The organism is Streptomyces sp. NPDC052023, from assembly GCF_044548465.1.
GTDB lineage: Bacteria > Actinomycetota > Actinomycetes > Streptomycetales > Streptomycetaceae > Streptomyces.
Map to the genome: position 1 here is coordinate 128,918 of NZ_JBIUBW010000011.1, position 23,992 is coordinate 152,909.

The 23,992-nt window shown below is 73.4% G+C and carries 23 protein-coding genes; 9 read left to right on the plus strand and 14 right to left on the minus strand.

Going from position 1 to position 23,992, the window contains the following annotated elements; genetic code table 11:
• The first annotated feature begins 40 nt into the window (after positions 1-40).
• Positions 41-1,663, plus strand: coding sequence for a chaperonin GroEL (gene groL, locus ACIHCM_RS22570; RefSeq protein ID WP_399898523.1), 1,623 nt, complete (start codon positions 41-43; stop codon positions 1,661-1,663).
• Positions 1,664-1,742: 79 nt separating this feature from the next.
• On the opposite strand, the gene ACIHCM_RS22575 is transcribed toward groL, so the two are convergent.
• On the minus strand, positions 1,743-1,946 hold the full coding sequence (locus ACIHCM_RS22575; protein ID WP_399898525.1) for a hypothetical protein: 204 nt from the start codon (positions 1,944-1,946) through the stop codon (positions 1,743-1,745).
• Between the two features lie 309 nt (positions 1,947-2,255).
• Here ACIHCM_RS22575 and ACIHCM_RS22580 point away from each other — a divergent pair, with 309 nt between their 5' ends.
• On the plus strand, positions 2,256-3,386 hold the full coding sequence (locus ACIHCM_RS22580) for an NADH:flavin oxidoreductase (protein ID WP_399898527.1): 1,131 nt from the start codon (positions 2,256-2,258) through the stop codon (positions 3,384-3,386).
• Positions 3,387-3,497: 111 nt separating this feature from the next.
• Here ACIHCM_RS22580 and ACIHCM_RS22585 read toward each other — a convergent pair whose 3' ends face one another.
• From ACIHCM_RS22585 to ACIHCM_RS22610, 6 genes are all read right to left on the minus strand, one after another.
• Complete coding sequence (locus ACIHCM_RS22585; protein ID WP_399898529.1) at positions 3,498-4,067, minus strand: hypothetical protein; 570 nt, start codon at positions 4,065-4,067, stop codon at positions 3,498-3,500.
• 119 nt (positions 4,068-4,186) lie between these two features.
• Entirely contained in the window at positions 4,187-5,674 is a 1,488-nt protein-coding gene (locus ACIHCM_RS22590; RefSeq protein ID WP_399898531.1) for a DUF4157 domain-containing protein, read from the minus strand.
• Positions 5,675-5,822: 148 nt separating this feature from the next.
• The gene (locus tag ACIHCM_RS22595; RefSeq protein ID WP_399898533.1) at positions 5,823-6,413 is read right to left on the minus strand and encodes a putative immunity protein; all 591 of its coding nucleotides are present in this window, start codon (positions 6,411-6,413) and stop codon (positions 5,823-5,825) included.
• 3 nt (positions 6,414-6,416) lie between these two features.
• Positions 6,417-7,901, minus strand: coding sequence for a PTS transporter subunit EIIC (locus tag ACIHCM_RS22600; RefSeq protein WP_399898535.1), 1,485 nt, complete (start codon positions 7,899-7,901; stop codon positions 6,417-6,419).
• A 16-nt stretch (positions 7,902-7,917) separates the two neighbouring features.
• A complete protein-coding gene (gene murQ, locus ACIHCM_RS22605) occupies positions 7,918-8,853 on the minus strand; it encodes an N-acetylmuramic acid 6-phosphate etherase (protein ID WP_399898537.1) in 936 nt (311 codons plus the stop codon).
• Between the two features lie 106 nt (positions 8,854-8,959).
• The gene (locus ACIHCM_RS22610; RefSeq protein WP_399898539.1) at positions 8,960-9,934 is read right to left on the minus strand and encodes a MurR/RpiR family transcriptional regulator; all 975 of its coding nucleotides are present in this window, start codon (positions 9,932-9,934) and stop codon (positions 8,960-8,962) included.
• A 55-nt stretch (positions 9,935-9,989) separates the two neighbouring features.
• Here ACIHCM_RS22610 and ACIHCM_RS22615 point away from each other — a divergent pair, with 55 nt between their 5' ends.
• Together ACIHCM_RS22615 and ACIHCM_RS22620 are read left to right on the plus strand one after the other, a co-directional pair.
• Positions 9,990-10,373 carry a hypothetical protein gene (locus ACIHCM_RS22615; protein ID WP_399898541.1) on the plus strand — a complete coding sequence of 128 codons (384 nt, stop codon included), beginning with the start codon at positions 9,990-9,992 and terminating at the stop codon, positions 10,371-10,373.
• Entirely contained in the window at positions 10,370-10,630 is a 261-nt protein-coding gene (locus tag ACIHCM_RS22620; RefSeq protein WP_399898542.1) for a DUF4031 domain-containing protein, read from the plus strand. Before ACIHCM_RS22615 ends, ACIHCM_RS22620 begins: the two co-directional genes overlap by 4 nt.
• A gap of 16 nt (positions 10,631-10,646) precedes the next feature.
• Here the strand turns inward: ACIHCM_RS22620 and ACIHCM_RS22625 are convergent, their stop codons facing one another.
• A complete protein-coding gene (locus ACIHCM_RS22625) occupies positions 10,647-11,735 on the minus strand; it encodes a GNAT family N-acetyltransferase (protein ID WP_399898544.1) in 1,089 nt (362 codons plus the stop codon).
• A gap of 28 nt (positions 11,736-11,763) precedes the next feature.
• Positions 11,764-12,408 (minus strand): hypothetical protein, encoded by a 645-nt coding sequence (locus ACIHCM_RS22630; protein ID WP_399898546.1) that lies wholly within the window; start codon positions 12,406-12,408, stop codon positions 11,764-11,766.
• 29 nt (positions 12,409-12,437) lie between these two features.
• Here ACIHCM_RS22630 and ACIHCM_RS22635 point away from each other — a divergent pair, with 29 nt between their 5' ends.
• Both ACIHCM_RS22635 and ACIHCM_RS22640 read left to right on the plus strand, forming a co-directional pair.
• Entirely contained in the window at positions 12,438-13,115 is a 678-nt protein-coding gene (locus ACIHCM_RS22635; RefSeq protein WP_399898548.1) for a maleylpyruvate isomerase family mycothiol-dependent enzyme, read from the plus strand.
• Positions 13,116-13,238: 123 nt separating this feature from the next.
• Positions 13,239-13,943, plus strand: a complete 705-nt coding sequence (locus ACIHCM_RS22640; protein WP_399898550.1) for a copper homeostasis protein CutC — start codon at positions 13,239-13,241, stop codon at positions 13,941-13,943.
• Between the two features lie 246 nt (positions 13,944-14,189).
• On the opposite strand, the gene ACIHCM_RS22645 is transcribed toward ACIHCM_RS22640, so the two are convergent.
• On the minus strand, positions 14,190-16,256 hold the full coding sequence (locus tag ACIHCM_RS22645) for a HelD family protein (RefSeq protein WP_399898552.1): 2,067 nt from the start codon (positions 16,254-16,256) through the stop codon (positions 14,190-14,192).
• Positions 16,257-16,575: 319 nt separating this feature from the next.
• Here ACIHCM_RS22645 and ACIHCM_RS22650 point away from each other — a divergent pair, with 319 nt between their 5' ends.
• The gene (locus ACIHCM_RS22650; protein WP_365451729.1) at positions 16,576-16,761 is read left to right on the plus strand and encodes a hypothetical protein; all 186 of its coding nucleotides are present in this window, start codon (positions 16,576-16,578) and stop codon (positions 16,759-16,761) included.
• A gap of 17 nt (positions 16,762-16,778) precedes the next feature.
• On the plus strand, positions 16,779-17,939 hold the full coding sequence (locus ACIHCM_RS22655) for a glycosyltransferase 87 family protein (protein ID WP_399898554.1): 1,161 nt from the start codon (positions 16,779-16,781) through the stop codon (positions 17,937-17,939).
• Here the strand turns inward: ACIHCM_RS22655 and ACIHCM_RS22660 are convergent.
• Entirely contained in the window at positions 17,891-19,534 is a 1,644-nt protein-coding gene (locus tag ACIHCM_RS22660) for a DNA repair helicase XPB (protein ID WP_399898556.1), read from the minus strand. The genes ACIHCM_RS22655 and ACIHCM_RS22660 overlap by 49 nt on opposite strands.
• Positions 19,535-19,593: 59 nt before the next feature.
• On the opposite strand from ACIHCM_RS22660, the gene istB reads away from it, so the two are divergent.
• Entirely contained in the window at positions 19,594-20,805 is a 1,212-nt protein-coding gene (gene istB, locus ACIHCM_RS22665; protein ID WP_399898558.1) for an IS21-like element helper ATPase IstB, read from the plus strand.
• On the opposite strand, the gene ACIHCM_RS22670 is transcribed toward istB, so the two are convergent.
• The 3 genes from ACIHCM_RS22670 to ACIHCM_RS22680 all read right to left on the minus strand — a co-directional run bounded on the left by ACIHCM_RS22670 (position 20,783) and on the right by ACIHCM_RS22680 (position 23,973).
• Positions 20,783-21,013 (minus strand): hypothetical protein, encoded by a 231-nt coding sequence (locus tag ACIHCM_RS22670; RefSeq protein WP_399898560.1) that lies wholly within the window; start codon positions 21,011-21,013, stop codon positions 20,783-20,785. The genes istB and ACIHCM_RS22670 overlap by 23 nt on opposite strands.
• An 82-nt stretch (positions 21,014-21,095) precedes the next feature.
• Complete coding sequence (locus tag ACIHCM_RS22675; RefSeq protein WP_399898562.1) at positions 21,096-21,224, minus strand: hypothetical protein; 129 nt, start codon at positions 21,222-21,224, stop codon at positions 21,096-21,098.
• Positions 21,225-21,417: 193 nt separating this feature from the next.
• On the minus strand, positions 21,418-23,973 hold the full coding sequence (locus ACIHCM_RS22680; RefSeq protein ID WP_399898564.1) for a helicase-associated domain-containing protein: 2,556 nt from the start codon (positions 23,971-23,973) through the stop codon (positions 21,418-21,420).
• Between the last annotated feature and the right edge of the window lie 19 nt (positions 23,974-23,992).

Sequence of the window (23,992 nt, forward strand, 5' to 3'; positions counted from 1 at the left end):
TCCGAAGGAATCACCCCCAGTCCTGGAGGGACCACTTCACATGGCCAAGATCATCGCGTTCGACGAGGAGGCGCGGCGCGGCCTCGAGCGCGGCATGAACCAGCTCGCGGACGCCGTGAAGGTGACGCTCGGCCCCAAGGGCCGCAACGTCGTCCTCGAGAAGAAGTGGGGCGCCCCCACGATCACCAACGATGGTGTCTCCATCGCCAAGGAGATCGAGCTCGAGGACCCGTACGAGAAGATCGGCGCCGAGCTGGTCAAGGAAGTCGCCAAGAAGACGGACGACGTCGCCGGCGACGGTACGACCACCGCCACCGTCCTCGCCCAGGCGCTCGTCCGTGAGGGCCTGCGCAACGTGGCCGCCGGTGCCAACCCGATGGCCCTCAAGCGCGGTATCGAGAAGGCCGTCGAGGCCGTCTCCGGCGCCCTGCTCGACCAGGCCAAGGAGGTCGAGACCAAGGAGCAGATCGCCTCCACGGCCTCCATCTCCGCCGCCGACACCCAGATCGGCGAGCTCATCGCCGAGGCCATGGACAAGGTCGGCAAGGAAGGCGTCATCACCGTCGAGGAGTCCCAGACCTTCGGTCTGGAGCTGGAGCTCACCGAGGGTATGCGCTTCGACAAGGGCTACATCTCGGCGTACTTCGCCACCGACATGGAGCGCATGGAGGCGTCGCTCGAGGACCCCTACATCCTCATCGCCAACTCCAAGATCTCCAACGTCAAGGACCTGCTCCCGCTCCTGGAGAAGGTCATGCAGTCGGGCAAGCCGCTGCTGATCATCGCCGAGGACGTCGAGGGCGAGGCCCTGTCGACCCTGGTCGTCAACAAGATCCGTGGCACCTTCAAGTCCGTCGCCGTCAAGGCCCCGGGCTTCGGTGACCGCCGCAAGGCCATGCTCGGCGACATCGCCATCCTCACGGGCGGCGAGGTCATCTCCGAGGAGGTCGGCCTCAAGCTGGAGAACGCGACCCTGGACCTCCTGGGCCGCGCCCGCAAGGTCGTCATCACCAAGGACGAGACCACCATCGTCGACGGCGCCGGCTCCGCCGACCAGGTCGCGGGCCGGGTCAACCAGATCCGCGCCGAGATCGAGAACAGCGACTCGGACTACGACCGCGAGAAGCTCCAGGAGCGTCTGGCGAAGCTGGCCGGCGGCGTGGCCGTCATCAAGGCCGGTGCCGCCACCGAGGTCGAGCTCAAGGAGCGCAAGCACCGCATCGAGGACGCCGTTCGCAACGCGAAGGCGGCCGTCGAGGAGGGCATCGTCGCCGGTGGTGGCGTGGCCCTGCTCCAGGCCTCCACGGTCTTCGAGAAGCTGGACCTGGAGGGCGACGAGGCGACCGGCGCCAACGCCGTGAAGCTCGCCCTGGAGGCCCCGCTCAAGCAGATCGCCGTCAACGGTGGTCTCGAGGGTGGCGTCATCGTCGAGAAGGTGCGCAACCTGCCCGTCGGCCACGGCCTGAACGCCGCGACCGGTGAGTACGTCGACATGATCGCCGAGGGCATCATCGACCCGGCGAAGGTGACCCGCTCTGCCCTGCAGAACGCCGCCTCCATCGCCGCGCTGTTCCTCACCACCGAGGCCGTCATCGCCGACAAGCCGGAGAAGGCCGCGGCCCCGGCCGGCGGCGGCATGCCGGGCGGTGACATGGACTTCTGATCCTTTTCGAGGATCGGACCCGTCCGTAAGTACCGAGGGCGGCACCCCCTGGAGACAGGGGGTGCCGCCCTCGGGCGTTTCACACGCCGGGGGCGTAGTGCCCGTGGCGACGGCGGGCTGACGGACGTCGTTCGGCACCGCCGCCCGCCCGGCCGGTGAGCCGTCCGCGCCGCGCACCGAGTGCGGGTCGAAGTGCGCCGATCAGCAGCCCGTCCGGGACGAGCCAGGAGGCGGCGCGGGCGAGCAGGCCGAGCTGGTCGCCGACGTAGTGCAGCCCGTGCACGCAGGTGAGCAGGTCGTACGTCCGGTCCGGCGCCCAGGTCCCGACCGGCGCGACGGCCTCCTGCCAGCCGGCTCAGGGGGTCCATGCCCAGCTCGCGGGCGTAGCTGTCGACCCCGGCCGACCGTGCTCCCGGTTCATCGTGGCCCGGATCACAGAAGGTTTGTCGTGCGGGACGGAATGGCGCGCGCCGCAGGGTGGTTGACGCGGAGGTGTGCTTCCATGCATGCGCATAATTCGCATACGCATGAACCTTCCGTGAAGCCCGTGCGTGTGCGTGAGACGTCAACCGGCATTCCGAGGAGTTACCACGTGACCGTCACCGCCTCCCCCCACCTCTCCCGAGCGGCCCAGGTCCTTGCGCGGCCCTTCACCGTGGGCGGCCTCACCGTCCCCAACCGGATCGTGATGGCGCCGATGACCCGCAAGTTCTCGCCGGGCGGCGTACCCGGCGCGGACGTGGCGTCGTACTACTCCCGGAGGGCCGGGGCGGGCGTCGGCCTGATCGTCACCGAGGGCACCTACGTCGGGCACGAGTCCGCCGGGGAGAGCGACTCCGTCCCGCGCTTCCACGGTGAGGAGCAGCTGGCGGGCTGGGCGAAGGTCGCGGAGCAGGTGCACGCGGCGGGCGGGAAGATCGTGCCGCAGCTGTGGCACATCGGCATGGTGCGCCGTCAGGGCGAGCCGCCGTACCCCGACGCCCCGGCGGTCGGCCCGTCCGGGGTGCGGCCGGACGGCTCCGAGGGCACCGGGCGGGTGATGACCCAGCAGGACCTGGACGACGTCGTCGAGGCCTTCGCCGAGGCGGCCGCCGCGGCCGAGCGGATCGGCTTCGACGGGGTCGAACTGCACGGCGCCCACGGCTACCTCATCGACCAGTTCCTGTGGGCCGGCACCAACCGCCGTACCGACGCCTACGGCGGTGACCCGGTGGCCCGTACGAAGTTCGCCGCCGAGATCGTGGCCGCCGTACGTGCCTCCGTCTCGCCGGACTTCCCGGTCCTCTTCCGCTACTCGCAGTGGAAGCAGGAGGCGTACGACGCGCGGCTCGCCGAGACCCCGCAGGAGCTGGAGGCGATCCTCGCCCCGATCGCGGCGGCCGGCGTCGACGGCTTCCATGCCTCGACACGCCGCCACTGGCTGCCGGAGTTCGAGGGTTCGGACCTCAACCTCGCGGGCTGGACCAAGAAGCTCACCGGCAAGGCCGCGATCACGGTCGGGTCGGTGGGCCTGGACGGGGAGTTCCTCGGCGCGTTCGCCGGCAAGGGCGCCGGTGTGGGCAGCATCGACAACCTGCTGGACCGGCTGGAGCGTGACGAGTTCGACCTGGTCGCCGTGGGGCGGGCGCTGCTGCAGGATCCGCGGTGGGCGGCGAAGGTGCTCGCGGGCCGGCTCGACGAGCTCACGCCGTGGGACGCGGCGTCGCTGGGGTCGCTGAGCTGAGCTGGGCGTCGTTCCTGCCGCGTCAGCAGTCCGGCGGCAAGGCGTCCGGGGCGGCGCCCCCGACGGCGCACAGGCCGCTGCCGGAGTCCGCGAAGGCGTGACCGCCGCCGGTCACGGATTGCCCATCGGCTCGATGTCGACGCGCACCGGCGTGCCCCACACCCGGAGCACCTCGTAGTCGGTGAACTCGTGCACGAGCCGGTACGCCGTCGCGGGCCGCGAACCGCGCCGCTGGGCCGCCAGGTACAGCTCGGCCTCCCGGCGGTCCCGGCGCGGGGTGCCGCACAACTGCCACTCCTGCCCGTTCCACAGCTCCGGCAGCCACCGCTGCTGGGGCTGCGGCCGGTCACCGCGCACGCCGTACCGGGACGGCGCGGAACCGGTGTGCGCGGCGGGCGCCGCGGGCCCGTTGAACTCGGCACGCCGCGCCGCGCGGCGCCGGGTCTCGCACAGCAGGCACCGGTCGGGCGCGCTCTCGTCGACGGGACCCGCCGGATGCTCGGCACAGCGGGTGCTGGGCGCGGCGGTGGTGACGCTCTCCTCCAGCAGGTCCAGAGCCCGCCGCAGATCGGTCCTGACCTCGTGCAGCCGTGCGTCGGGGGTGTCACCGGTGAGGGCCTCGCCATGCTCCCCGAGCAGCCGGAGAGCGCGCCCGAGGGCGGTGAGCTGAGCGTGATTCATGAGCGGTCGCCTGTGGTCCTTCCTGACCGGCGCGGGCCTGCGACGGTACGAGGCAATGGTGACCGAACACCAGCCCGCGGACGCACGGCGCCCCCAGGGCCTGTCCGACAGGCCCTACGTCAGTCGGAGGCCTTCTTCCATTTCGCGCCCACCCTCTGCCAGCGGGCGAGGTCGGGCGGGGACAGTATGGCGCCCTGGTGCTGGGCCACGTGAAGACGCTGCGCTTCCCGGAGCCTGTCCGCGACGGCCTGCCAGTCCACGGGCGGCTGGGTCGCCAGCTTCCGGGCCTCCTCGAGCTCGTTCGACCGTGGCGTCATCGCGCCCTGAGGCGTGAAGTTGTAGTCGGTACCGGAGCCCGGGTCCCCCGTCCGGGTGTCGCTCGACGGCCCCATCTCCAGGTTGGCGGGCATGTTGTGCAGTGCCTTCTTGTTTCCGGCCGTCGAGTCGAGAACCGCCCGCACTTCGTCCAGGAAGTCGAAGAGCGGCCTCGCCCGCGCCCCGTCCCGGTCGGCCGACGCGAGGATCGCGTCCAGCTCGCTACGGGCGATCTTGTGATGGAGGGTGGTGTTGTCGCCCCAGTGCGGATGGTCGATGCGCATCTGCTTGTGCGCGGCGGTCACCGCGCTCGCCGCCCAGTCGCTGCTTCCGCCACCCGTCCCGGAGTAGCCGGACGCGTGTTTCGTCGTCTCGACCGCCGCGAGGAAATCGGTCCGGAAATCCTCGGTGTCCACGTCGGTGAGCGTGTAGAGGTCACTGTCCGGGGTGATGCCGAGGTCCGAGAGGATGTCTTCCTTCTCGTTCGGCTTCTTCGCCTGGAATTCCGGGCTGAGCTCCTCGAGGTAGTCGACTATCTTCTCGAACTCGCTCTTGGGGGCGGCGGACACCTCCGTGGTGGACTGGCCCGCCGTCGCGTTGTTCGACGCGCCCTTCTTCCTCGGCATGCGCTGCACCGCGGCCGCGGGACCGGCCGCCGGACGTGCCGCCGCGCCGGGTGCCCCCGTCTCGGCAGGCCCCCGCGCCTGCCCGCCCCGCATCACCTGCTCCGCCTTGCGTTCGGCCGCCTTCTCGAACCGGTCGGAGGGGTCGCTGACCCGCAGCCCGCCGCCGTCGTCGGTTCCGGCCACGGCTCCCGCTCGCTGCTGCCGGACGTGTTCCAGTTCGTGCGCGAGCGTCTTCTTGTCGACGGCGCGGCGGAACACGATGTGGTGGGTGCCGGTGGTGTACGCCTCGGCCCCGACCGCCTCGGCGGAACGCCGGGCCGCGCTGCCGGTGTGCACGGTGACGTCCGAGAAGTCCTCACCCTCGAAGCGGTCCTCCATCTCGCGCCGCAACGCGGGCGCCAGCCGGCTGCCCGCGGAGCGCACCACGGAGCCCACCTCGTCGGCGGCGGTGCGCTGCACCGCGTCGTCGTGTCCGCACCCCGCGTCGTGCTGATGCCGCTCGCTCATCATCCGCGCGAACGCGGCGTTGCCGATGCTGCGTTGCAGTGCGGCCGCGGTGTCCGCGTCCGTACGGCCCGTGCCGGCGGCCGTGGGCATCCGGCGAGTGGTGGACTGCGCGCCGGAGTTCTCCTGACCGGCCGTTCGCTGCTTCCCGTTCGCCCGCATCTCCGTGTCCCTCCGTCGTCGGTCGACCTCGGATCATCCGGCACGAGGCAGGGGAGGGGCAGAGGACCACGTACCTCCCCGGGTGCAACGACCCGTGCCCCTTGAGGCATTCGGCGCCGGCGACCTCGCCGGTCAGGGTCCGGTGTGCTCAGGCGCGCAGTGCTGCGTCGAGTGCGCGGATCAACTCGCCCACACGCCCGCCTCCGCCAGGCGCGCCGGGCAGCCGGGAGAGCACGGCGGTGACGGCGGGCGGCGCGTGCCGGCATGCCCGGTCGAGCGTGCCCGAGGTCACCTGCCGGTCCTCGCCGGACGCCAGCTCCTGCGCCCGCGCCGCGTGCGCCGCCGCGCCGAGGATGTGCTTCACCTGGTGCGCGCTCGCCCGGGGGTGCAGATAGCCGGCGGCGGCCGCATGGCTCGCCGCCCGCGCCGCGTCAGCCGCGGCCGCGGCGGTGGCGGTGGCTGCGGCGGGGGTGGCGGTGACCATGGCATCCGCTTCCTGCGCCGCTCTGTACGCCGCCCAGGCGCTCCGGCGCAGGGCGGCCGTACGCCGGCCACCCCCGGCGAAGGCGTCCGCGGCGTCGATCGCCTCGCGGGGGCGCGGGTCGTCGGGAAGGCTCTGTTCGAAGAGCGTCAGCACTTTGCGCGCGCAGCCGGCGGCGTAGCCCGCGATCTCGCGGAGTTCGTCTTCGCTCAGCTCGATCTCGTTGCCGTCGCCGTTCTCGTCCGTCTCGGTGGGCATGGCTCAATCCTGCCGCGGACCAAGGCCGTTGGGACGGCCGCTGCCGGGCGCCCCGGTGGAAGCGGACGTCAGGCCCACCGCGTACGTCGCCAGGAAGCCCACGACATAGCCCGTGAGCAGCCCGCCCCCGTAGACGGCCAGCGACGTGGCCATCCCCCCACGCCCCGCCAGCAGCGGAAACAGCGCCCACCCCGAGGGCCCGATCGCCGTCGCCCCCACCGGGTCGCCGAGCATCGCGAACAGGCCGACGAAGGCGCCGCCCGCCGCGCCGCCCACGCAGGCCGTGAGGAACGGGCGGCCGAGAGGGAGGGAGACGCCGTAGATCAACGGCTCGCCCACCCCGAGCAGCCCGGCCGGCAGCGCGGACCTGATGGTCGTACGCAGGGAGGTGTCGTGGCGCAGCCGGACGTACACCGCGACCGCCGCGCCCACCTGACCCGCGCCCGCCATGGCCAGCAGGGGCAGGAGGACGGTGTGGCCCTGCTGCTCGATGAGGGTGGCGTGGATGGGGATCAGGGCCTGGTGCAGGCCCAGCATGACGAGCGGGAGGAACAGGCCGCCCAGGACCAGGCCGGCCAGGGCCCCGGTGGTGGCGAGGAGCCAGTTCGCGGCGGTGCCGATCGCCGTCGACAGGGCGCCGGCCACGAACATGAGGCCGTACAGCGTCGCCAGGCCGGCGAGCAGGATCGTCAGGGTGGGGGTGAGCAGCACGTCCAGGGCCGGCGGGATCCGGCCGCGGCACCACTTCTCGATGTACGTCCCGAGCAGCGCCGCCGCCAGTGCGCCCAGCACTCCGCCCTGGCCGGGGGAGAGCGCGACGCCGAACGCCGTCACCTTCACCACCCCCGGATACACCACGATCGCCGCGACGGCGCCGCCGAGCACCGGCGTGCCGCCGAACTCCTTCGCCGTGTTGTGACCGACGAACACCGCGATCAGGGTCATGAAGGCGGAGGCGACACCGGTGAGCGCGGGGGTGATCGCGGGCAGCCAACCGGCGTTGACCAGCAGGCCGTTGCATCCCGCGAGGATGCCGCAGCCGATCAGGGCGGGGATGAGCGGGACGAAGATGTTCGCCACCCGGCGCAGTGCCAGCTTGACGGGAGTCGCGTTGCGCCGCCGCTGCGCCTCTTTCAACGCGGCGCCCTGCGCCGCCAGTTGCCCGGCCGTCGACGTGCCGCCCTCCTGCGGTGCCCGCCCGCCGGTCCGTGCCTCGCAGTCCGCCGGCGCCCGTCCGCCCACCAGCGCCTCGAACTCGCCCGTGACCCGGGCCACCACGCCGGGCCCCAGCACCACCTGGTACGCGTCCCCGTCCACGACCACCCCCAGCACGCCCGGGACCGCTCGCAGCGCCTCCTCCCGCACCCGGGCCGGGTCGGCCAGGCCCAGGCGGAGGCGGGTCATGCAGTGGGCGACGGAGGTGACGTTGGCGGGGCCGCCGACTCCCGACAGGATCGCGGCGGCGGCTTCGGCAGGGTCAGTGCGCATGACCCGAGGGTGCGGGTCAGCGGGCCGCCGCCCCGAGTGCCGCGCGCAGATGGCCGCCGGACTCCTCCAGAAGGCGGGCGGCGGTGCCGCCGTCCACCCCGCCGGCGATCGTCAGGATGGCCGCCTTGACCTCGCCGTCGGTGGCGGCCAGGGCCTGCTCGATCTCCTTGTCCGACGCGCCCGTGGCCAGGGCGACGATACGGCGGGACCTCGCGCGCAGCTTCTCGTTCGAGGCGCGTACGTCGACCATCAGGTTCCCGTACGTCTTGCCCAGCCGGATCATCGTGATCGTCGACAGCATGTTGAGGACCAGCTTCTGAGCCGTGCCCGCCTTCAGGCGGGTGGAGCCGGTGAGCAGCTCGGGGCCGGCGACGATCTCGATGCCGTGGTCGGCGGCGGCCGCGAGGGCGCTGTGCGCGTTGCAGGCCAGGCCGACGGTCAGCGCGCCGTGCGCGCGGGCGTGCTCGACGGCGGCGACGGCGTACGGGGTGCGGCCGGAGGCGGAGACGCCGACCACGCTGTCGTCGGGGGTGAGCCGCATCGCGTCCAGGTCCTGCCGCGCCAGCTCCCCCGAGTCCTCGGCGCCCTCGACGGAGGTGACCATGGCCGCGGGGCCGCCCGCGATCAGGCCCACGACCCGGGTGGGGTCGGTGTTGAAGGTGGGCGGGCACTCGGAGGCGTCCAGCACGCCGAGGCGGCCCGCGGTACCGGCGCCGGCGTAGACGAGCCGGCCGCCGCGGGCCATCCGGGCGGCGACGGCGTCGATCGCCGCGGCGATCTGGGGCAGGCACCGGGCGACGGCGGCGGGCACGAGAGCGTCCTCGCCGTTCATCAGCTGGGCGATCTCCAGGGTGGGCAGCCGGTCGATCTCCGACAGCTCCGGGCGGAACGCCTCGGTGGTCAGGGTCTCCAGCTGGGCCTGCAGATCCTGGGGCTCGGACATGGAAGTCATGACAAGCGGCTCTTTCCAATATGGGTTCAGGTCACGTCGGCCAAGGGGCGCGGGGAACTGCGCGACCAGCCACGGACGGCCCGCGGACACATCACGGCGGCAAGCCCTACGGCCTGCCTCGGTCACTGCGATGCCGATGCGCCAGCGCCTCGTACGAGGCGGCCAGCGACGGCGCCGCCGACTCGTACGTCCGCTGCGCCACCCCCACGAACAGGCAGTCCACCACCAGCAGTTGACTGGTCCGGGAGGACATCGCCGCGGGCCGCAGCTCGCTCTCCCGGGCCGTGGACGTCGTCAGGACGTGGTCGGCGTACTGCGCGACGGGCCCGTCCGGGCGGCCGGTGATCGCCACCGTCGTGGCCCCGCGTTCGAAGGCCACGCGCAGCGGCTCGACGACGTCGGTCGTCGACCCCGAGTGGGTGATCGCGATGGCGACATCACCCGCGCGCAGCTGCACGGCGTTGGTCACGGCGAGGTGCGGATCACTGTGCGCGTGGGCTATGAGCCCTATGCGCAGCAGCTTCTGCGTGAGGTCCTGCGCGACCAGACCGGACGCGCCGAAGCCGTACACGTCGGTGCGCCGGGCGGCGGCGAGCGCGGTGACCGCCGCGCCGAGCTGGGCGGTGTCGAGTCCGGCCGCCGTGTCGGCGAGGGTCTGCTGCTCGTCGTAGGCGAGCTTGGCGACGACGTCGGCGATCGGGTCGTCGACCGCGATGTCGGTCGTGATGGCGGGTGCGCGCCCCGACTGCTGCTGTGCGGCCAGGCCGGCGAGTGCGAGGCGCAGGTCGCGGTAGCCGGGGTAGCCGAGGAGGCGGGCGGTGCGCACGACGGTCGCCTCGCTGGTGCCGGTGAGCTCGGCGAGGCCGGTGACCGTGAGGGCCGCGCAGCCGGCCGGGTCGTTCGCCACCGCCTCGGCGACGCGCTGCATGGAGCGGGTCATCGACGGGGCGAGTGTGCGCACTTTGGCGGCGAGGGCGGCGGGCGCGGGCGGACTCGTGCGGGGCGCCGGGCCGGGCCCGGATGCCGGGGCCGGTCCGGTCCGGGTGCCGTTGCCGAAAGTTTCCTTCACTTCACGGGTCACAGGTGAAAGATATTTTCGGCTCGGCGTCGCGGTCAAGAGTGCGCACAATAGGGGCATGGATCCCATCAGCCCCTTGGAGCAGGCGCTGCACGCTGCCCGCGCCCTCGTGCTCGCCGACCTGGTCGCGAGCCAGGTCGCCGAGGCGGACGTCGTCTCGCTGGTCGAGGAGTCGGTCGTCCAGCGGCGCTGGTGGGTGGAACAGTGGCCGGACGGCGCGGAGTACGTCGCCGGCCTGATCGCCCAGGACGTGCAGGACGCCCTGCTCGACCGCTACGGCCGCTGGCCCCTCTGCCCGGTCTGCGGCTCCGGCGACCCGCACGCCCTGGACGTCGAACCGGAGCTCGGACCCGATCCGCACTGGGTGTGCCACAAGGCCGGCGTGAAGGTCGCGGCGGTCGGCTCGCTCGCGTCGTGCCCGGGCGAGCCGTCTCCGTCGTGACCGTCTACATCGACCCGCCGACCTGGCCCGGCCACGGCCGTATGTGGTCCCACCTGGTGAGCGACGTCTCGTACGACGAGCTGCACACGTTTGCCGAGGGTCTCGGCGTCCCCCGCCGTGCCTTCGAGCGGGACCACTACGACATCCCGTCCCACCGCTACGCCGACGCGGTCGACGCGGGAGCGGTGGAGGTGAGCAGCCGGGAGGTGGTGCGGCTGTTGCAGGGGGCGGGGTTGCGCAGGCCGAAGGGGCGGTAGGCAGCCGCCCGGGGACTCACGGCTGCCGCAGCTCGTAGGCGACCTGGTCCTCGTCGTCCGCGCTCACCCGGGTGAATCCGGTCCGTTCCAGCACCCCCTGGGACCGTGCGTTGTCCCGTTCCACCGTCGCGAACAGGGACCGTACGTCCTCCCGGGCCAGGGCCCAGTCCGCGAGGGCGCGCAGGGCCTCGGTGGCGTAGCCCTGGCCGCGGGCCGGCTCGGTGAGGTCGTAGCCGATCTCGGCGCGGGCGTCCTCGCCGGGCGCGCCGTGGAAGCCCATGCCACCGATCGCCCGGCCGTCCTCGTGCCGCACCAGGACGTAGAGGCCGAACTCCGGGCGGTGCACGCCCGACTCGTACGCCTTCACCGTCATCCCGGCGGCCTCGCGCGTGCCCTCGAAGGGGCCGCCCTCGACCCACTCGAACCCGCCGTCGCCGCCCGTGGCGAGGTCGGCGGCGGCGCGCGGGGTGACGCCCTCCAGGGTGAGGCGGCCGGCGGGGATGACGAGGTTGTTGCACCAGCGCCAGTCCGTGACCGGGGCGCGGCCCGGGAGATCGCCGCGGCCGGTGGCCCACAGGAGGGTGCGCCAGGGGTCGGCGGCGGGCTGGACGTGCGGGAAGATCGTGCCGAGGACGTAGGTGCACAGACCGGCCGGTGGTTCGTAGGCGAGGCCGAGGCCCTCGGCGATGTCGTGGGTGTGGAGCAGCACCTCCGCGACGCCCATCGCCGCGAAGCCCTCGCGGCCCGCGCTGCGGAAGGGGTACGGGTGGAAGGCGCGCACCTCACGGGGCGTGGTGCGGATCGCCGCGGTGAGCAACGCGCCCGTCGTCTCCAGGACGTGGAGCACGCCGTCGTTGCCGGCCGGGTCGAGGCCGCCTTCGCCGTCGAGCGTGATCTCGAAGGGCACGTACGCGTCCCGTGCGCGTCCGGCGAGCTGCCCCGCGTACGCCAGCAGGCAGCTCGCGACGTGCTCGGCCGTCCGGCGGCAACTCCACGCCGTTCTGCCCGCGTCGACCTCTCGCCAGTCGCGGTCCGTGACCGTCCCCAGCACCGCGACGGCGCTCGTGACGGCCTGCTGAACCATGTCCCCACCCGTGTCTGCCATGCGGCGCAGGGTAGGTGACGAAAGGTCCTCAGGACGACAGGATTTCCAGCTCGGAGGTGACGTTGTAGCGGGCGGTCGCCTCCCAGTGCTCCGCGCCGTAGGGGGTGCGGTAGAGGCGCGGCAGGGCGAGCAGGTCGCGCAGGACGGCGGACCGGCCCGCGCGGAAGGCCTCGGAGGGGACGAAGCCGTACTCCTCGCGGACGGCGGCCGTGTAGGCGGCGTACGCCGACGGCGGCGAGGCGAGGATCGCGAGGTCGGCGTCGCACAGGACCTGGCCGTTGCGGTCGTCGTCGGCGGGCGCGTGGCCCGCGGTGAGGCGGACCAGACGGGCGACTTCGGCGGTCCTCGCCTCGGGCACACCCGCCTCGGCGAGCGCGCGTTCGGCCAGCCGGGCGGACCGTTCCTCGTTCTCGGAGCGGTCCGGGAGGTAGACCGCGTCGTGGAACCAGGCGGCGAGGCGGACGAGATCGGGGGCGTCGGCGTACTCCTCCAGCACGTCGATGTGGTCGAGCACCGCCGTGAGGTGGGTCAACGTGTGGTAGTGCCGCTGCGGCTCCTGCCAGCGGGTGATCAGATTGTCGGCGTACGGAACCGGATCGGGGCCGCCCTCGGGGGCCCGGGCGGCTTCCAGCGCCTGACGGAAGCGGACGCGAAGCGTGCGGGGTTCGGGCATGCCGTCAATTCTGCGCCTAGCGTGGGTGCATGACTTCAGCTGACATGCACGGCGAGGTACGGGACCCGGAACTGCCGGGACGGCTGCTGGTGGTGGAGCGGGATCAGCTGATCCCGTGGTTGCGGGAGCGGGCGGACGCGGACTTCGCCAGGCCCGCCGACGCCTGTCCGGGGTGGACGGTGCGGGACGTGCTGGCGCACTGTTCGTCGGCGCTCCTGCGGGCGGTGGAGGGGCGGTTCGAGGAGGGCGTGTTCTCGCCCGAGTCCAACGTCCGCCACATCGCGGAGCGCGCCGGATGGACGAACGCGCAGATCGTCGACGAGCTGGAGCGCGGGATGACCGGGGCGGGGCCCGTGATCGCCGAGGCGGGCGGCGCGCTGGACGGGCTCGCGCTGGGCGCGTGGGTGCACGCGGGGGACGTGCGCGCGGCGCTCGGGGAGCCGGGGGCGTACGCCGGGAAGGGACTGCCGTACGCGCTCGAACTGCTGGTCCGGATCACGCGGGAGCGGGGGCACGTGGCGCTGCACGCCGACCTCGACGACATGGACGAGCCGCTGAGGCTCGGTGACGCGAGCGGGGACCGGCCGCCGGGGCGGTACATCGGCGACGCGTCGACGCTCGTGCGGCTGTACTCGGGGCGCTCGGTGGACGCGGCCGGGTTCGAGCTGGCGGGCGTGCAGGTGGGGGAGCTGAACATCATCGGCTGACCGGCGCGGCGCTGGGCCCCGGTGGGGGCGCGACGCGGTCTCGCGGGCTCGTTCCCCGCGGGCGTACCCTGATATTGGACTAGACCTGTAGCCGCTTCGGGGAATGCCCAAGAAAGGGGTGCCATGAGCACGCGTGCAGTCCTGGAGGTGATCGCCCTCGACGCCGAGGACGCGATCGCCGCCCAGGCCGGAGGCGCGGATCGCCTCGAACTGGTCACCGACATGGCGGCGGACGGGCTCACGCCGTCCGTCGAGACCTTCGTCGCGATCCGGGCCGCCGTCGACATTCCGCTGCGCGTGATGCTGCGACTGGCGGACGGGTTCGCGGCCGGTGAGGTGCGGCGGCTCGTCGAGGTGGCCGGGCGGATGCGGGAGGCCGGGGCCGAGGAGTTCGTGCTCGGGTTCCTCGACGCGCACGGCGGGGTGGACCTCGACGCGGTGGAAAGCGTGGCCGGCGCGCTGGCCGGGTGCCGGTGGACCTTCCACCGGGCCATCGACCGGGCGGCCGACCGGGACGCGCTGCGCAAGTCGCTGGACGGTATGCCCGGCCTGGACACCTATCTCACGGCCGGGGCGGCCGGAGGCGTGGACGAGGGACTGCCGGTGCTGCTCGCCGAGGCGGGGCGGCGCGGCGAGCCGGGGTACGAGCAGCAGATCCTGGTGGGCGGCGGCCTGCGCCTGGAGCACGTGCCGCAACTGGTGGCCGCCGGGGCCGACGCGTTCCACATCGGCGGGGCGGCGCGGCCGGGGGGCTGGCAGGAGCCGGTGTCGGCGCCGGCGGTCGCCGAGTGGCGGGCCGTGCTGGACGGCACCCCCCAGGGAGCCTGACCGGCAGCTCCCGCGCTCGGCCCCTGCCCGTCGCCGCCCGCCCCCCGCCGTGCCGCCAGCCGCCCGGAAGCCCGAGCGACGACCCGCCGGGCGGCAAGGCGGCCCGTGTGGTGTCAGGTGAGCTGGGCCGGGCGGCAGCGGCTATCCGCGCGGCGTCGGGTGAGCCGGGCCGGGGAGGCCGGGTGGGCCGACCCCGTGACGCCAACCGCCGGGCGGGCGTCGGGAGGCACGGCGGCCCGTGTGGTGTCAGGTGAGCTGGGCCGGGAGGGGGGCCGTGTGTGTCACCGTCAGGCCGGACACCGCCCGTGTCAGTGCCACGTACAGGCGGCGCAGTCCCGTCCGTTCGTCCGGCTCGCCGTCGACGACGGCCTGGGGCTCGTCCAGGACGACGTAGTCGTACTCCAGGCCCTTGGCCAGGGAGGCCGGGACCAGGGTCAGCCGGGTCTCCCGCGACGTCTCCTCGCCGGGGGCCAGATGGCCGATGCCGGCCGAGCCGAGCGCCTCCGCGAGCGCGGGGACGCGGGCGTCCGCGGCGATCAGGCCGATCGAGCCCTCGTGGGTGAGTGATTCGGCGCAGGCCGCCACCACGTCCGTGTCGCCCGCGACCCGGCGCACCTGGAACTCGCCGGGGTTCTCCCGCACCGACGCCACCGGCGTCAGCCCGGGCGCGATGTGCGGCAGCAGACGCGAGGCGTACGCGATGACGTCCGCCGGGACACGGAAACCGGCCGTCAGCTCCTCGACCACCGCGTCGTCCTTGCCCAGGTGGGCCAGTGCCTCCTGCCAGCTGCGTGTCGCCCACGGTGTGGTGCCCTGCGCCAGGTCGCCGAGGACCGTCGCGGACCCGGTGGTGCAGCGGCGGCCGACCGCCCGGTACTGCATGGGCGACAGGTCCTGCGCCTCGTCGAGGACGACATGGCCCAGGGACGGCGTGCGGTCGATCAGGTCCTTCGCCTCGTCGATCAGCACCGCGTCCGCCGCCGACCACTTCGCCGACTTCACCGACCGCGCCGGTTTCGCCGACAGGATCGTCTTCTGCTCGTCCTCACTGAGCACGCCCTCCGCGTGCTCGGCGAGGAAGCCCGCGTCGGTCAGCAGCCGCAGCACGAGCTTCGCCGGGTCCACGGCCGGCCAGATCGCCTTGACCGCCGCCTTCACGGCGCTGTCGCGGGCCACGGCGTCCTGCACCCGGTCGTCGGGCGCCTCACCCGACCGCTCCATCTGCACCAGCACGGCATGCGCGATCCGCTGCGGCAGGGCCTCGCGGGCGGCGCCGTACCGGATGCCCCGGTCCAGCAACTCCCGCACCATCTCCTCGACTTCGTACGCCGGCACCCGCCACCGCCGTGCGCCGCGCACCACGACGACCGGCTCCGCGGGCATCGTCACCTGCGCGTACAGCGCCCGGCGGACGACCTCCGCCATCCTCGCGTCCCCCTTGACGAGCGCCGCCGCCGCGTCGTCCGTGCCGCGTACCTCCACATGCGCCACCAGGTCGTCGACCGTCGCCTGCCGGACCGTCAACTCGCCCAGTGCCGGCAGCACCTGCTCGATGTAGTGGAGGAAGGAGCGGTTCGGGCCGATCACGAGGGTGCCGGTGCGGGCCAGCCGGTCGCGATGGGCGTAGAGCAGGTAGGCCACGCGATGCAGGCCGACGGCGGTCTTTCCGGTGCCGGGGCCGCCCTGGACGCACACCGAGCCGCCCAGCCCGCTGCGCACGATCTCGTCCTGCTCCGGCTGGATCGTGGCGACGATGTCGCGCATCGGGCCGACTCGGGGGCGCTCGATCTCCTGCTGGAGCAGCCTGCTGGCCCGTGCCGCCTCGGCCGGGTCGGACAGGTGCTCGTCCTCGTAGGCCGTCAGCTCCCCGCCGGTGTAACCGAACCGGCGGCGCAGTCCGATGTCCATCGGGTCCTTCTTGGAGGCCCGGTAGAACGGCTGCGAGACCGGCGCCCGCCAGTCGATGACCATGGGGTCGCCGTCCGCGTCGTGCACATGCCGACGCCCGATGTGCAGTGTCCGATAGGCCTCCTCCGGCCGCGGGCGTTCCCCGCCCGCGCGCTCGGCCCGCTCCGCGCCCGGAGCGTGCAGATAGTCCAGGCGGCCGAAGAACAGCGGGGTGTCGCTGAGGTCGGCGAGGGCCTTGATGCGCTCGCCGATCTGGCGTTCCAGGATCTGGGCGTTGACCCAGTTCGCGGTGACGTCGCCGATGTCGAGCGACTCCACGTCCTCCCGCATCGCCCGCAGCGCGGCACGGGACGCGGCGAGGTGGGAGCGCTCACGGGCGAGCGGATCGTCGGCGGGCGTGGACACGGCGGTGCCTCCGGGGGGCCAGGGGTGGCGGTGCGGGATGCCCCCGGTTTCCGGCCGGGCGGCGGCGCTCCCCGAGGGAGGCGGGCAAGAGCGGAGATTCTAGGTGAGCGGCACAGGGCGGGCCACCGAATATCCGCCCGCCCGCCCGCACGCGGTCCGCCCCGCGGGCCCGTCCCCGCCCTACGGCCCCCTAGGGGACGCGCTCTCCTGGCTCCTCCCCCCTCAGGCCCACCGCTCCCTCTCAGGGGCTACCCCGGGTCACCGAGGTTCGGTCCCGAGACCGATGCCGCCTGCACGGTGCGAAATCCACCATGGACACATGAGTGCAGCGACCTTCACCCCGGCCCCCGCCCCGCACCGCCCCTCCGGAGCCACGGCCCTCACCGGCAGCCATCGGCACCGTCTCGGCGAAGCCCTGCGGGCCGTGCGGGTGTTCGCCGGTGCCGCCTTCGATGTGGTCATCCTCGGCGAGTACGGCGAGGAGGCGGGCGTCCGCCGCAAGTGAGCGTCTAGTGTCACGGGGTGACGAGACGATCACGCTCGGCAGCACCCGCGACACTCCTGGCCGTCTCCGTTGCGGCCTTCGCCGTCCTGTGCGTCGTGCAACGCCCGGCCATGGCCGACGCCCTGGTGTACCGGGCCGAGGGCGCGGCCGTACTGCACGGCCAGGACCTGTACGGCTTCACCGTCACCCGGTGGCATCTCCCCGCCACCTATCCCCCCTTCGCCGCACTCCTGTTCACCCCCGCCGCCTGTGTCCCGGTCGCGGTCCTCAAGGCCGGGTTCCTCGCGGCCAACACGTGGCTCACCGGCTTCCTGGTGCACCTCTCCGCCCGTCTGGCGGGCCGCCCGCTGCGCCTGCCCGCCCTCTGCGCGATCACCGCCCTCGCCCTGTGGCTGGAGCCGGTCTTCCAGACCCTCCTCTACGGCCAGATCAACCTCGCCCTCGCCTGCCTGGTCCTGTGGGACCTCACCCGCCCGCCCGGCGCCCCCGCCAAGGGCCTTGCCGTGGGCATCGCGGCCGGTGTCAAGCTCACGCCGGCCGTCTTCATCGCGTACCTGCTGCTGCGCGGCCGCCGCCGTGAGGCCGCCGTCGCCACGGCCGCGTTCGCGGCGACCGTCGCCCTCGGCGCGCTGGCCCTGCCTGCCGCCAGCGCGGACTTCTGGCTGCGCCGGCTGTACGAGACCGACCGGGTGGGCAAGCCGTGGATCATCGACAACCAGTCGCTCCAGGGCCTGTTCGCCCGTGCCCTGGGCGACCCGGCGCCGGGCCCCGCCTGGGTGGCGGCCGCCCTGGCCGTCGTGGCCGGCGCCCTGTGGCTGATCCGCCGCACGCCGGGCGACCGCCACGCCCTGCTCATGACGGCCGTGACCGCGCTGCTGGTCTCTCCGATCAGCTGGTCCCACCACTGGGTCTGGTGCGTCCCCGTCATCGCCGTACTGCTGGCGGACGGCCGCGCCTGGCTGGCGCTCGCCGTGACGTTCCTCTTCACTGCGCGCACCATGTGGCTCGTCCCCCATCAGGGCGACCTGGATCTGCAGCTCCCCTGGTGGCAGCAGCCGCTGGCCTCGCCCTACCCGCTCCTGGGCCTGGCGGCACTGACCGCGGCGGCCCTGCGCACACTGCTGGGGCGTCAGCTCTCGGTCAGCAACTCGTCCGCGTCCACGATCCGGTACGCGTAGCCCTGTTCCGCCAGGAACCGCTGGCGGTGGGCCGCGAAGTCCTGGTCGATCGTGTCGCGGGCGACGACGGAGTAGAAGTGCGCCTGGTGGCCGTCGGCCTTCGGGCGCAGTACACGACCCAGCCGCTGCGCCTCCTCCTGCCGCGATCCGAACGTCCCGGAGACCTGGATGGCGACGGTCGCCTCCGGCAGGTCGATGGAGAAGTTGGCGACCTTGGAGACGACCAGCACGCTGATCTCGCCCTCGCGGAAGGCGTCGAAGAGCTTCTCGCGCTGGGCGTTGGACGTCTCGCCCTTGATCACCGGCGCGCCGAGATGCTCCCCGAGCTCGTCGAGCTGGTCGATGTACTGCCCGATGACGAGGATCTGCTGTCCGGCGAACCGGCGCACGATCGCCTCGGTCACCTTGCGCTTGGTCTCGGTCGTCGAGCAGAAGCGGTACTTCTCCTCGGGCTCCGCCGTCGCGTACGCCAGCCGCTCGGAGTCGGTGAGGTTGACCCGGACCTCCACGCAGTCCGCGGGCGCGATGTAGCCCTGCGCCTCGATCTCCTTCCACGGGGCGTCGAACCGCTTCGGCCCGATCAGCGAGAACACGTCGGACTCCCGGCCGTCCTCGCGCACCAGCGTCGCGGTCAGCCCCAGCCGCCGCCGCGCCTGGAGGTCGGCCGTGAACTTGAAGACCGGCGCCGGCAGCAGGTGGACCTCGTCGTAGACGATCAGCCCCCAGTCCCGGGAGTCGAACAGCTCCAGGTGCGGGTAGACGCCCTTCCGTCTGGTCGTCAGCACCTGGTAGGTGGCGATGGTGACCGGCCGGATCTCCTTCTTCGTGCCGCTGTACTCGCCGATCTCCTCCTCGGTCAGCGAGGTCCGCTTCACCAGCTCGTGCTTCCACTGCCGGGCCGAGACCGTGTTGGTCACGAGGATCAGCGTCGTCGACTTCGCCTGCGCCATGGACCCGGCGCCGACCAGCGTCTTGCCGGCACCGCAGGGCAGGACGACGACCCCGGACCCGCCGTGCCAGAAGTTCTCGACGGCCTGCTTCTGGTACGGCCGCAGTGCCCAGCCGTCCTCGTCCAGCTCGATCGGGTGCGCCTCGCCGTCGACGTACCCGGCGAGGTCCTCGGCCGGCCAGCCCAGCTTCAGCAGCACCTGCTTGATCTGCCCGCGCTCGGAGGGGTGCACGGCCACGGTGTCCGGGTCGATGCGGGCGCCCACCAGCGGCGCGATCCGCTTGGAGCGCAGCACCTCCTCCAGGACCGGCCGGTCGGTGCTGGTCAGCACCAGGCCGTGCGCCGGGTGCTTGCTCAGCGTCAGCCGCCCGTAGCGGTCCATGGTCTCGGCGATGTCCACGAGCAGGGCGTGCGGCACCGGGTAGCGGCTGTACTGCACCAGCGCGTCCACCACCTGCTCCGCGTCGTGCCCCGCGGCGCGCGCGTTCCACAGCCCGAGCGGCGTCACCCGGTAGGTGTGGATGTGCTCCGGTGCCCGCTCCAGTTCCGCGAACGGCGCGATCACCCGGCGGCAGTCGTCGGCACGCTCGTGGTCGACCTCCAGCAGGAGGGTCTTGTCGGACTGGACGATGAGTGGACCGTTCACGTACTTACATTCCTTCCGCGCGGGCCAAACGTCCAGTGTGCCTGATCGTTGTGCACGGCGTGCAGGACATCACCAGTGCCCCGTCCCCGCCGTCCACGACTCTCGGCTACGCGCTGTTCGCCACGCGCTGGCTGCAGGCTCCCCTGTACTTCGGCCTCGTGGCCGCCCAGGGGGTGTACGTCTACAAGTTCTTCAACGAGCTCTGGACCTTAATTCTCCGGTGCGTGACCGGGGCGGCGACAGAGACCTACGTCATGCTCGCCGTGCTCAAGCTCGTCGACGTCGTCATGATCGCGAACCTGCTCATCATGGTGATCGTCGGCGGCTACGAGACCTTCGTGTCGCGCATCGGCCTCCAGGGCCACCGTGACCAGCCGGAATGGCTCTCGCACGTCAACTCCAACGTGCTGAAGGTCAAGCTGGCCACGGCCATCGTCGGCATCTCGTCGGTGCATCTGCTCCAGATGTTCGTGGATGTCCACCACACCTCCCGGCACTCCCTGCTGTGGGGGACGGTGATCCACATGGCGTTCATCGTGTCGGCGGCGATCCTGGCGTACATGTCGGGGCCGATGGCGGCGCAGGCCGAGCGGGCTCACCACAGCGCGCCCCAGCCCTCGCAGCACCACGCCGCCGAGGAAGGCCGGGCCGAGCGGGTCGTCATCCCGGCCCAGCGGGAGGAGGCACCGAGCGCCGAGGAGCGGCTGCGCGCCGCCGGGTTCCCCGCCCGGAAGCTGCTGGAGGACTTCGACGCCGAGCATCTGCGGTCCTTCGACCGGGAAGCGGTGGCCCGGCTGGGCAAGCTGGACTTCGTCACCGCCCGGCGCAACGTCGTCTTCACCGGGCCGCCCGGCACCGGCAAGACGCACCTGGCCGTCGGCCTCGGGGTGCGCGCCTGCCAGGCGGGGCACCGGGTGCTGTTCGCGACCGCGGGCGAGTGGGCGGCCCGGCTGGCGGCGGCACAGAGCGACGGCAGGCTCGTGGACGAGCTGCGCCACCTCGACGGCTACGCCCTGCTGATCGTCGACGAGGTCGGCTATCTGCCCTTCGACACCGCCACCTCGCAGCTCTTCTTCCGGCTGGTCGCGCACCGCTACGAGCGCGGCTCGCTGATCGTGACCGGCGACCGCCCACCGGCGCGGTGGGACGAGGTGTTCGGCGGCCCCGCCGCCCCGGCGATGGTGGACCGGCTGGCCCACCACGCCGAGATCGTGCGCCTGGAGGGGGACAGCTACCGGTTGCGCCGGGCTACCTCGGAGTGGGCAGGGTGAGGTTGTTGATCAGCGGCTGGGCGAAGACGTGCCCGTCGATGTTGACGAGCGGTTCGCCTCCGGGCTGCGCGATCGGCAGGGGCAGCGGCGCGGCCGGTGCCGCCGAGGCCTCGGGCGCGAGCGCCGCCACGAGGGCGGCCGCGGTCACCAGCGCGGCGGCGGAGACGGCGACGGCGGACCGGGCACTGACGGGGAGCTTGGAACGCATGGGGACGTGAGGGCCTTTCAGGGGGTCCGTAGGGGCGGGCCGGACCCGGGACGCGGGGACCGGCCCGAGGAACACGCGGGCGTCAGATCTGCGGCGTCTCCAGGACCAGTCCGGCCACGTCGATGGCGATGGCGGCGGCCTGGGTGGTGAGGGCGCCGAGCATCACGGCGGTGGCGGACAGCACGGCGGCGACACGACGGGCAGCTCGCATGGGGGGTTTCCTTTCGGCTGTGCTCGCCCGGGTCCCTGGACGGGCGGCCCGGGCATGATCAGGACTTCCGTTGGCTGCCCGGCCCACGGCACGGCGATGCGGGACGTTCCCCAAGCTCCCTCATGGGTGGGAAGTGTCCGGCGTGGCGCGCATGAATCCCGCGGTACGCCCGAAGAGGTGAGGCGGGCGGCGGCTACTCGTCCGCCAGCTCGGCCACGCCCGTGATCCGGTGCAGCGGGTAGGTGCGGACCTCGTCGGCGGTGTGGTCGTACGCCGTCACGAAGCCGCCCTCCACCCGCACCGGCGCGATCACCCGCTGACTGGCGGCGCCCTCGGCGTTGACGTACCCGATCCACAGGGCCTGGCCGGTCAGGACCGCGGCCTGCATGGTGGCGAGGGTCTCGGCGGACCCGGTGCGCGGCAGGCCGCCGCCCGCGGCGGTGGGCGCCGGGACCTTCCGTGGCGTCGTCGAGGCCAGGTCGCCCGCCCGGATCGCGCGGATGGCGGCGGTCAGGAGCGTGGCGTCGGGCGTGGGCGGGCCCTCCGGCACCGGCTCGGGCGGGGTGCGCGGTGAGGTACGGCGAGCGTGCGCGCGCGTGATCAGCACGTCGCCCTCGGCGGACTCGGCGGCGGGCGCGAAGCCCATCGCGCGCAGCCCCTCCAGCAGGGCGGCCGGATCGGCCTGCGCGGCCAGCACGGTCGGCGCCAGGCGGCGCAGCCGCAGTCCGGCGGACCGCTTGTCGGCGAGGATCTCGCCCAGCATCGCGTCGTCGTCGCAGCGCACGTACGCCGAGGCGGCGCCCACGCGCAGATGCCCGTGTCTGCGGGCCACGTCGTCGATGAGGTACGCCAGCGGCTGCGGGACCGGGGTACGGGAGTGCTCGGTGAGGAAGGCGTGCAGGTCGGAGGCGGCCCGGCCGGCGTCCAGGGCGCGGCGTACGGAGGCGGGCGTGAAGCGGTAGACGGTCGCGCCGCCCTTGGACTCCACGTCGGCGAGCACGTCCAGCGTGTCGGCGAGGTGCCGCTGCAACGGGCCCGGCGCCACCGCCGTCAGATCGGCCTGGAGCAGGACGTGGTCCAGCGGCTCGGGCAGCAGCGGCGCGAGCAGCCGGGCGGCCGTGGCGGAGGCGACGGACTGTTCGGCTGGGGTGAGGGGTTCGAGGGGAGGAGCGGGGCGGTGGTGGACGGGGAGCTTGTCGCCGGGGCCTTCGGGCTCCTCGTCGGGCGCGTGCGCCGGGGCGTGGGCACCCACCAGAGCACGCCCCTGCGCCGAGAGCGCCCCCCGCCCGGTCACACCGAGCAACTCGGCCTCGGAGAGCGCCCACCGGGCGAGCCGCACCCGCAGGTCGGCGTCGGGGCCGGTGTCCCGCGGGCCGTCCCGCTGCGGGTCCCGTCGCAGCGGCCGTTCCCACCGCAGCCGTGCCAGCACCGACTCGCCCGTCGGCGCCGCCCCCTCCGGCAACTCCGCCAGCAGGCCCAGCACCCGGTGCCGGACCTCAGGGGCGGCCGACCTGTCGAGTCCCGGGCCCAGGGCGGCCAGCGCGCGGTCCTTGGCGTCCCGGCCGCCCACCAGCCCGGCCGTCCGGGTCGCCGTCAGCCAGGTCTGCGCGAGCCGGGCCCAGCGCTCGGCCGCGGGCTGCTCCAGCCACTCGTCGTAGGCCGGGGTCGCCGCGTACCGCTCGTCGGCCTCGCCGTCGGAGGCGATCAGGCCCGCCGCGTAGGCGAGCTCGACCCAGAACGCGGCGACGGGTTCGGACACGTCGAGCGCGACGGCGGTCCGCTTCAGGTCGCGGACGCTGAGCCCGCCCGCCCGCAGCACCGCCGGGCCGCCTTCGTCCCAGTCCTTCAGCAGCTCCTCGACGGTCGCCAGCGTCGTGTACGCCTGCCCGGCCGCCGTGGTGTCCACAACCTGTGGACGATGGGTGGCCGCCACCTCGACGGGCGGCGCCACCGGCTCCGGCGCGCGGTGCGCCAGGCCGCCCCGCAGGTGCAGGGCGACCTCGCGGGGGAGTACGACCGTGCCGGGCGCCGTCGGCAGCAGCAGCCCGCGGTCCAGCAGCCAGCGCAGCCGGGGCGCCGGATCGGCGGTGACCTGGCCGTACGGCGGCCCCCACACGAGCCGCTCCAGCACAGCCACCGAGTCGGCCGGAGCCTCGTCGAGCAGCGCGGACATCCGGGTGCGATCGCCGAACAGGGCGGCGAGGGCGGCCGTCGCGGAGACCGCGTCGTGCGTGGAGGGCAGTCCGGCGGCCGTGACGAGCTCCTGGATCCGGCCGGGCGACATCCCCGCCGTCGCCTCCTGGACGGTCGGGCCCAGCCCGGTCGGTGACGGATGCTGAGGCGTCGGCGCGAGCAGCTCCCGTGCGGTGCGCACCAGGCGCAGCCGGTCGTCGGGACCCCAGACGAGGGCCTGCTCGCACAGGGTGCCGAGGGCGCGCGGCAGGGCGGCGGTGACGAGGGGGTCGCCGTCGTCACCGGCCATGAGCCCGAGCAGTTCCCCGTACGTCGCCGGGTCGGCCGCCACGGCCAGCGCCTCGGCCGTCTGGAGGGCGAAGCGGTCCAGCCGCTCCAGGGCGCGGACCACCGAGGCACGCGTGCCGGCACGGGTGGCGAGCTGCGTGAGGTCGGTGGGGACGGGCGTGACGAGATCGGGCCGGGCGCGCAGAAGCGCGGACAGCGAGTCGTCGTCCCGCGCGCGAAGCGCCTCCGCGAGGGAACGCGGGGCCGCCGGCTTCTCCTCGGTGCTCATCCGGTCCACGGTAGCGGGT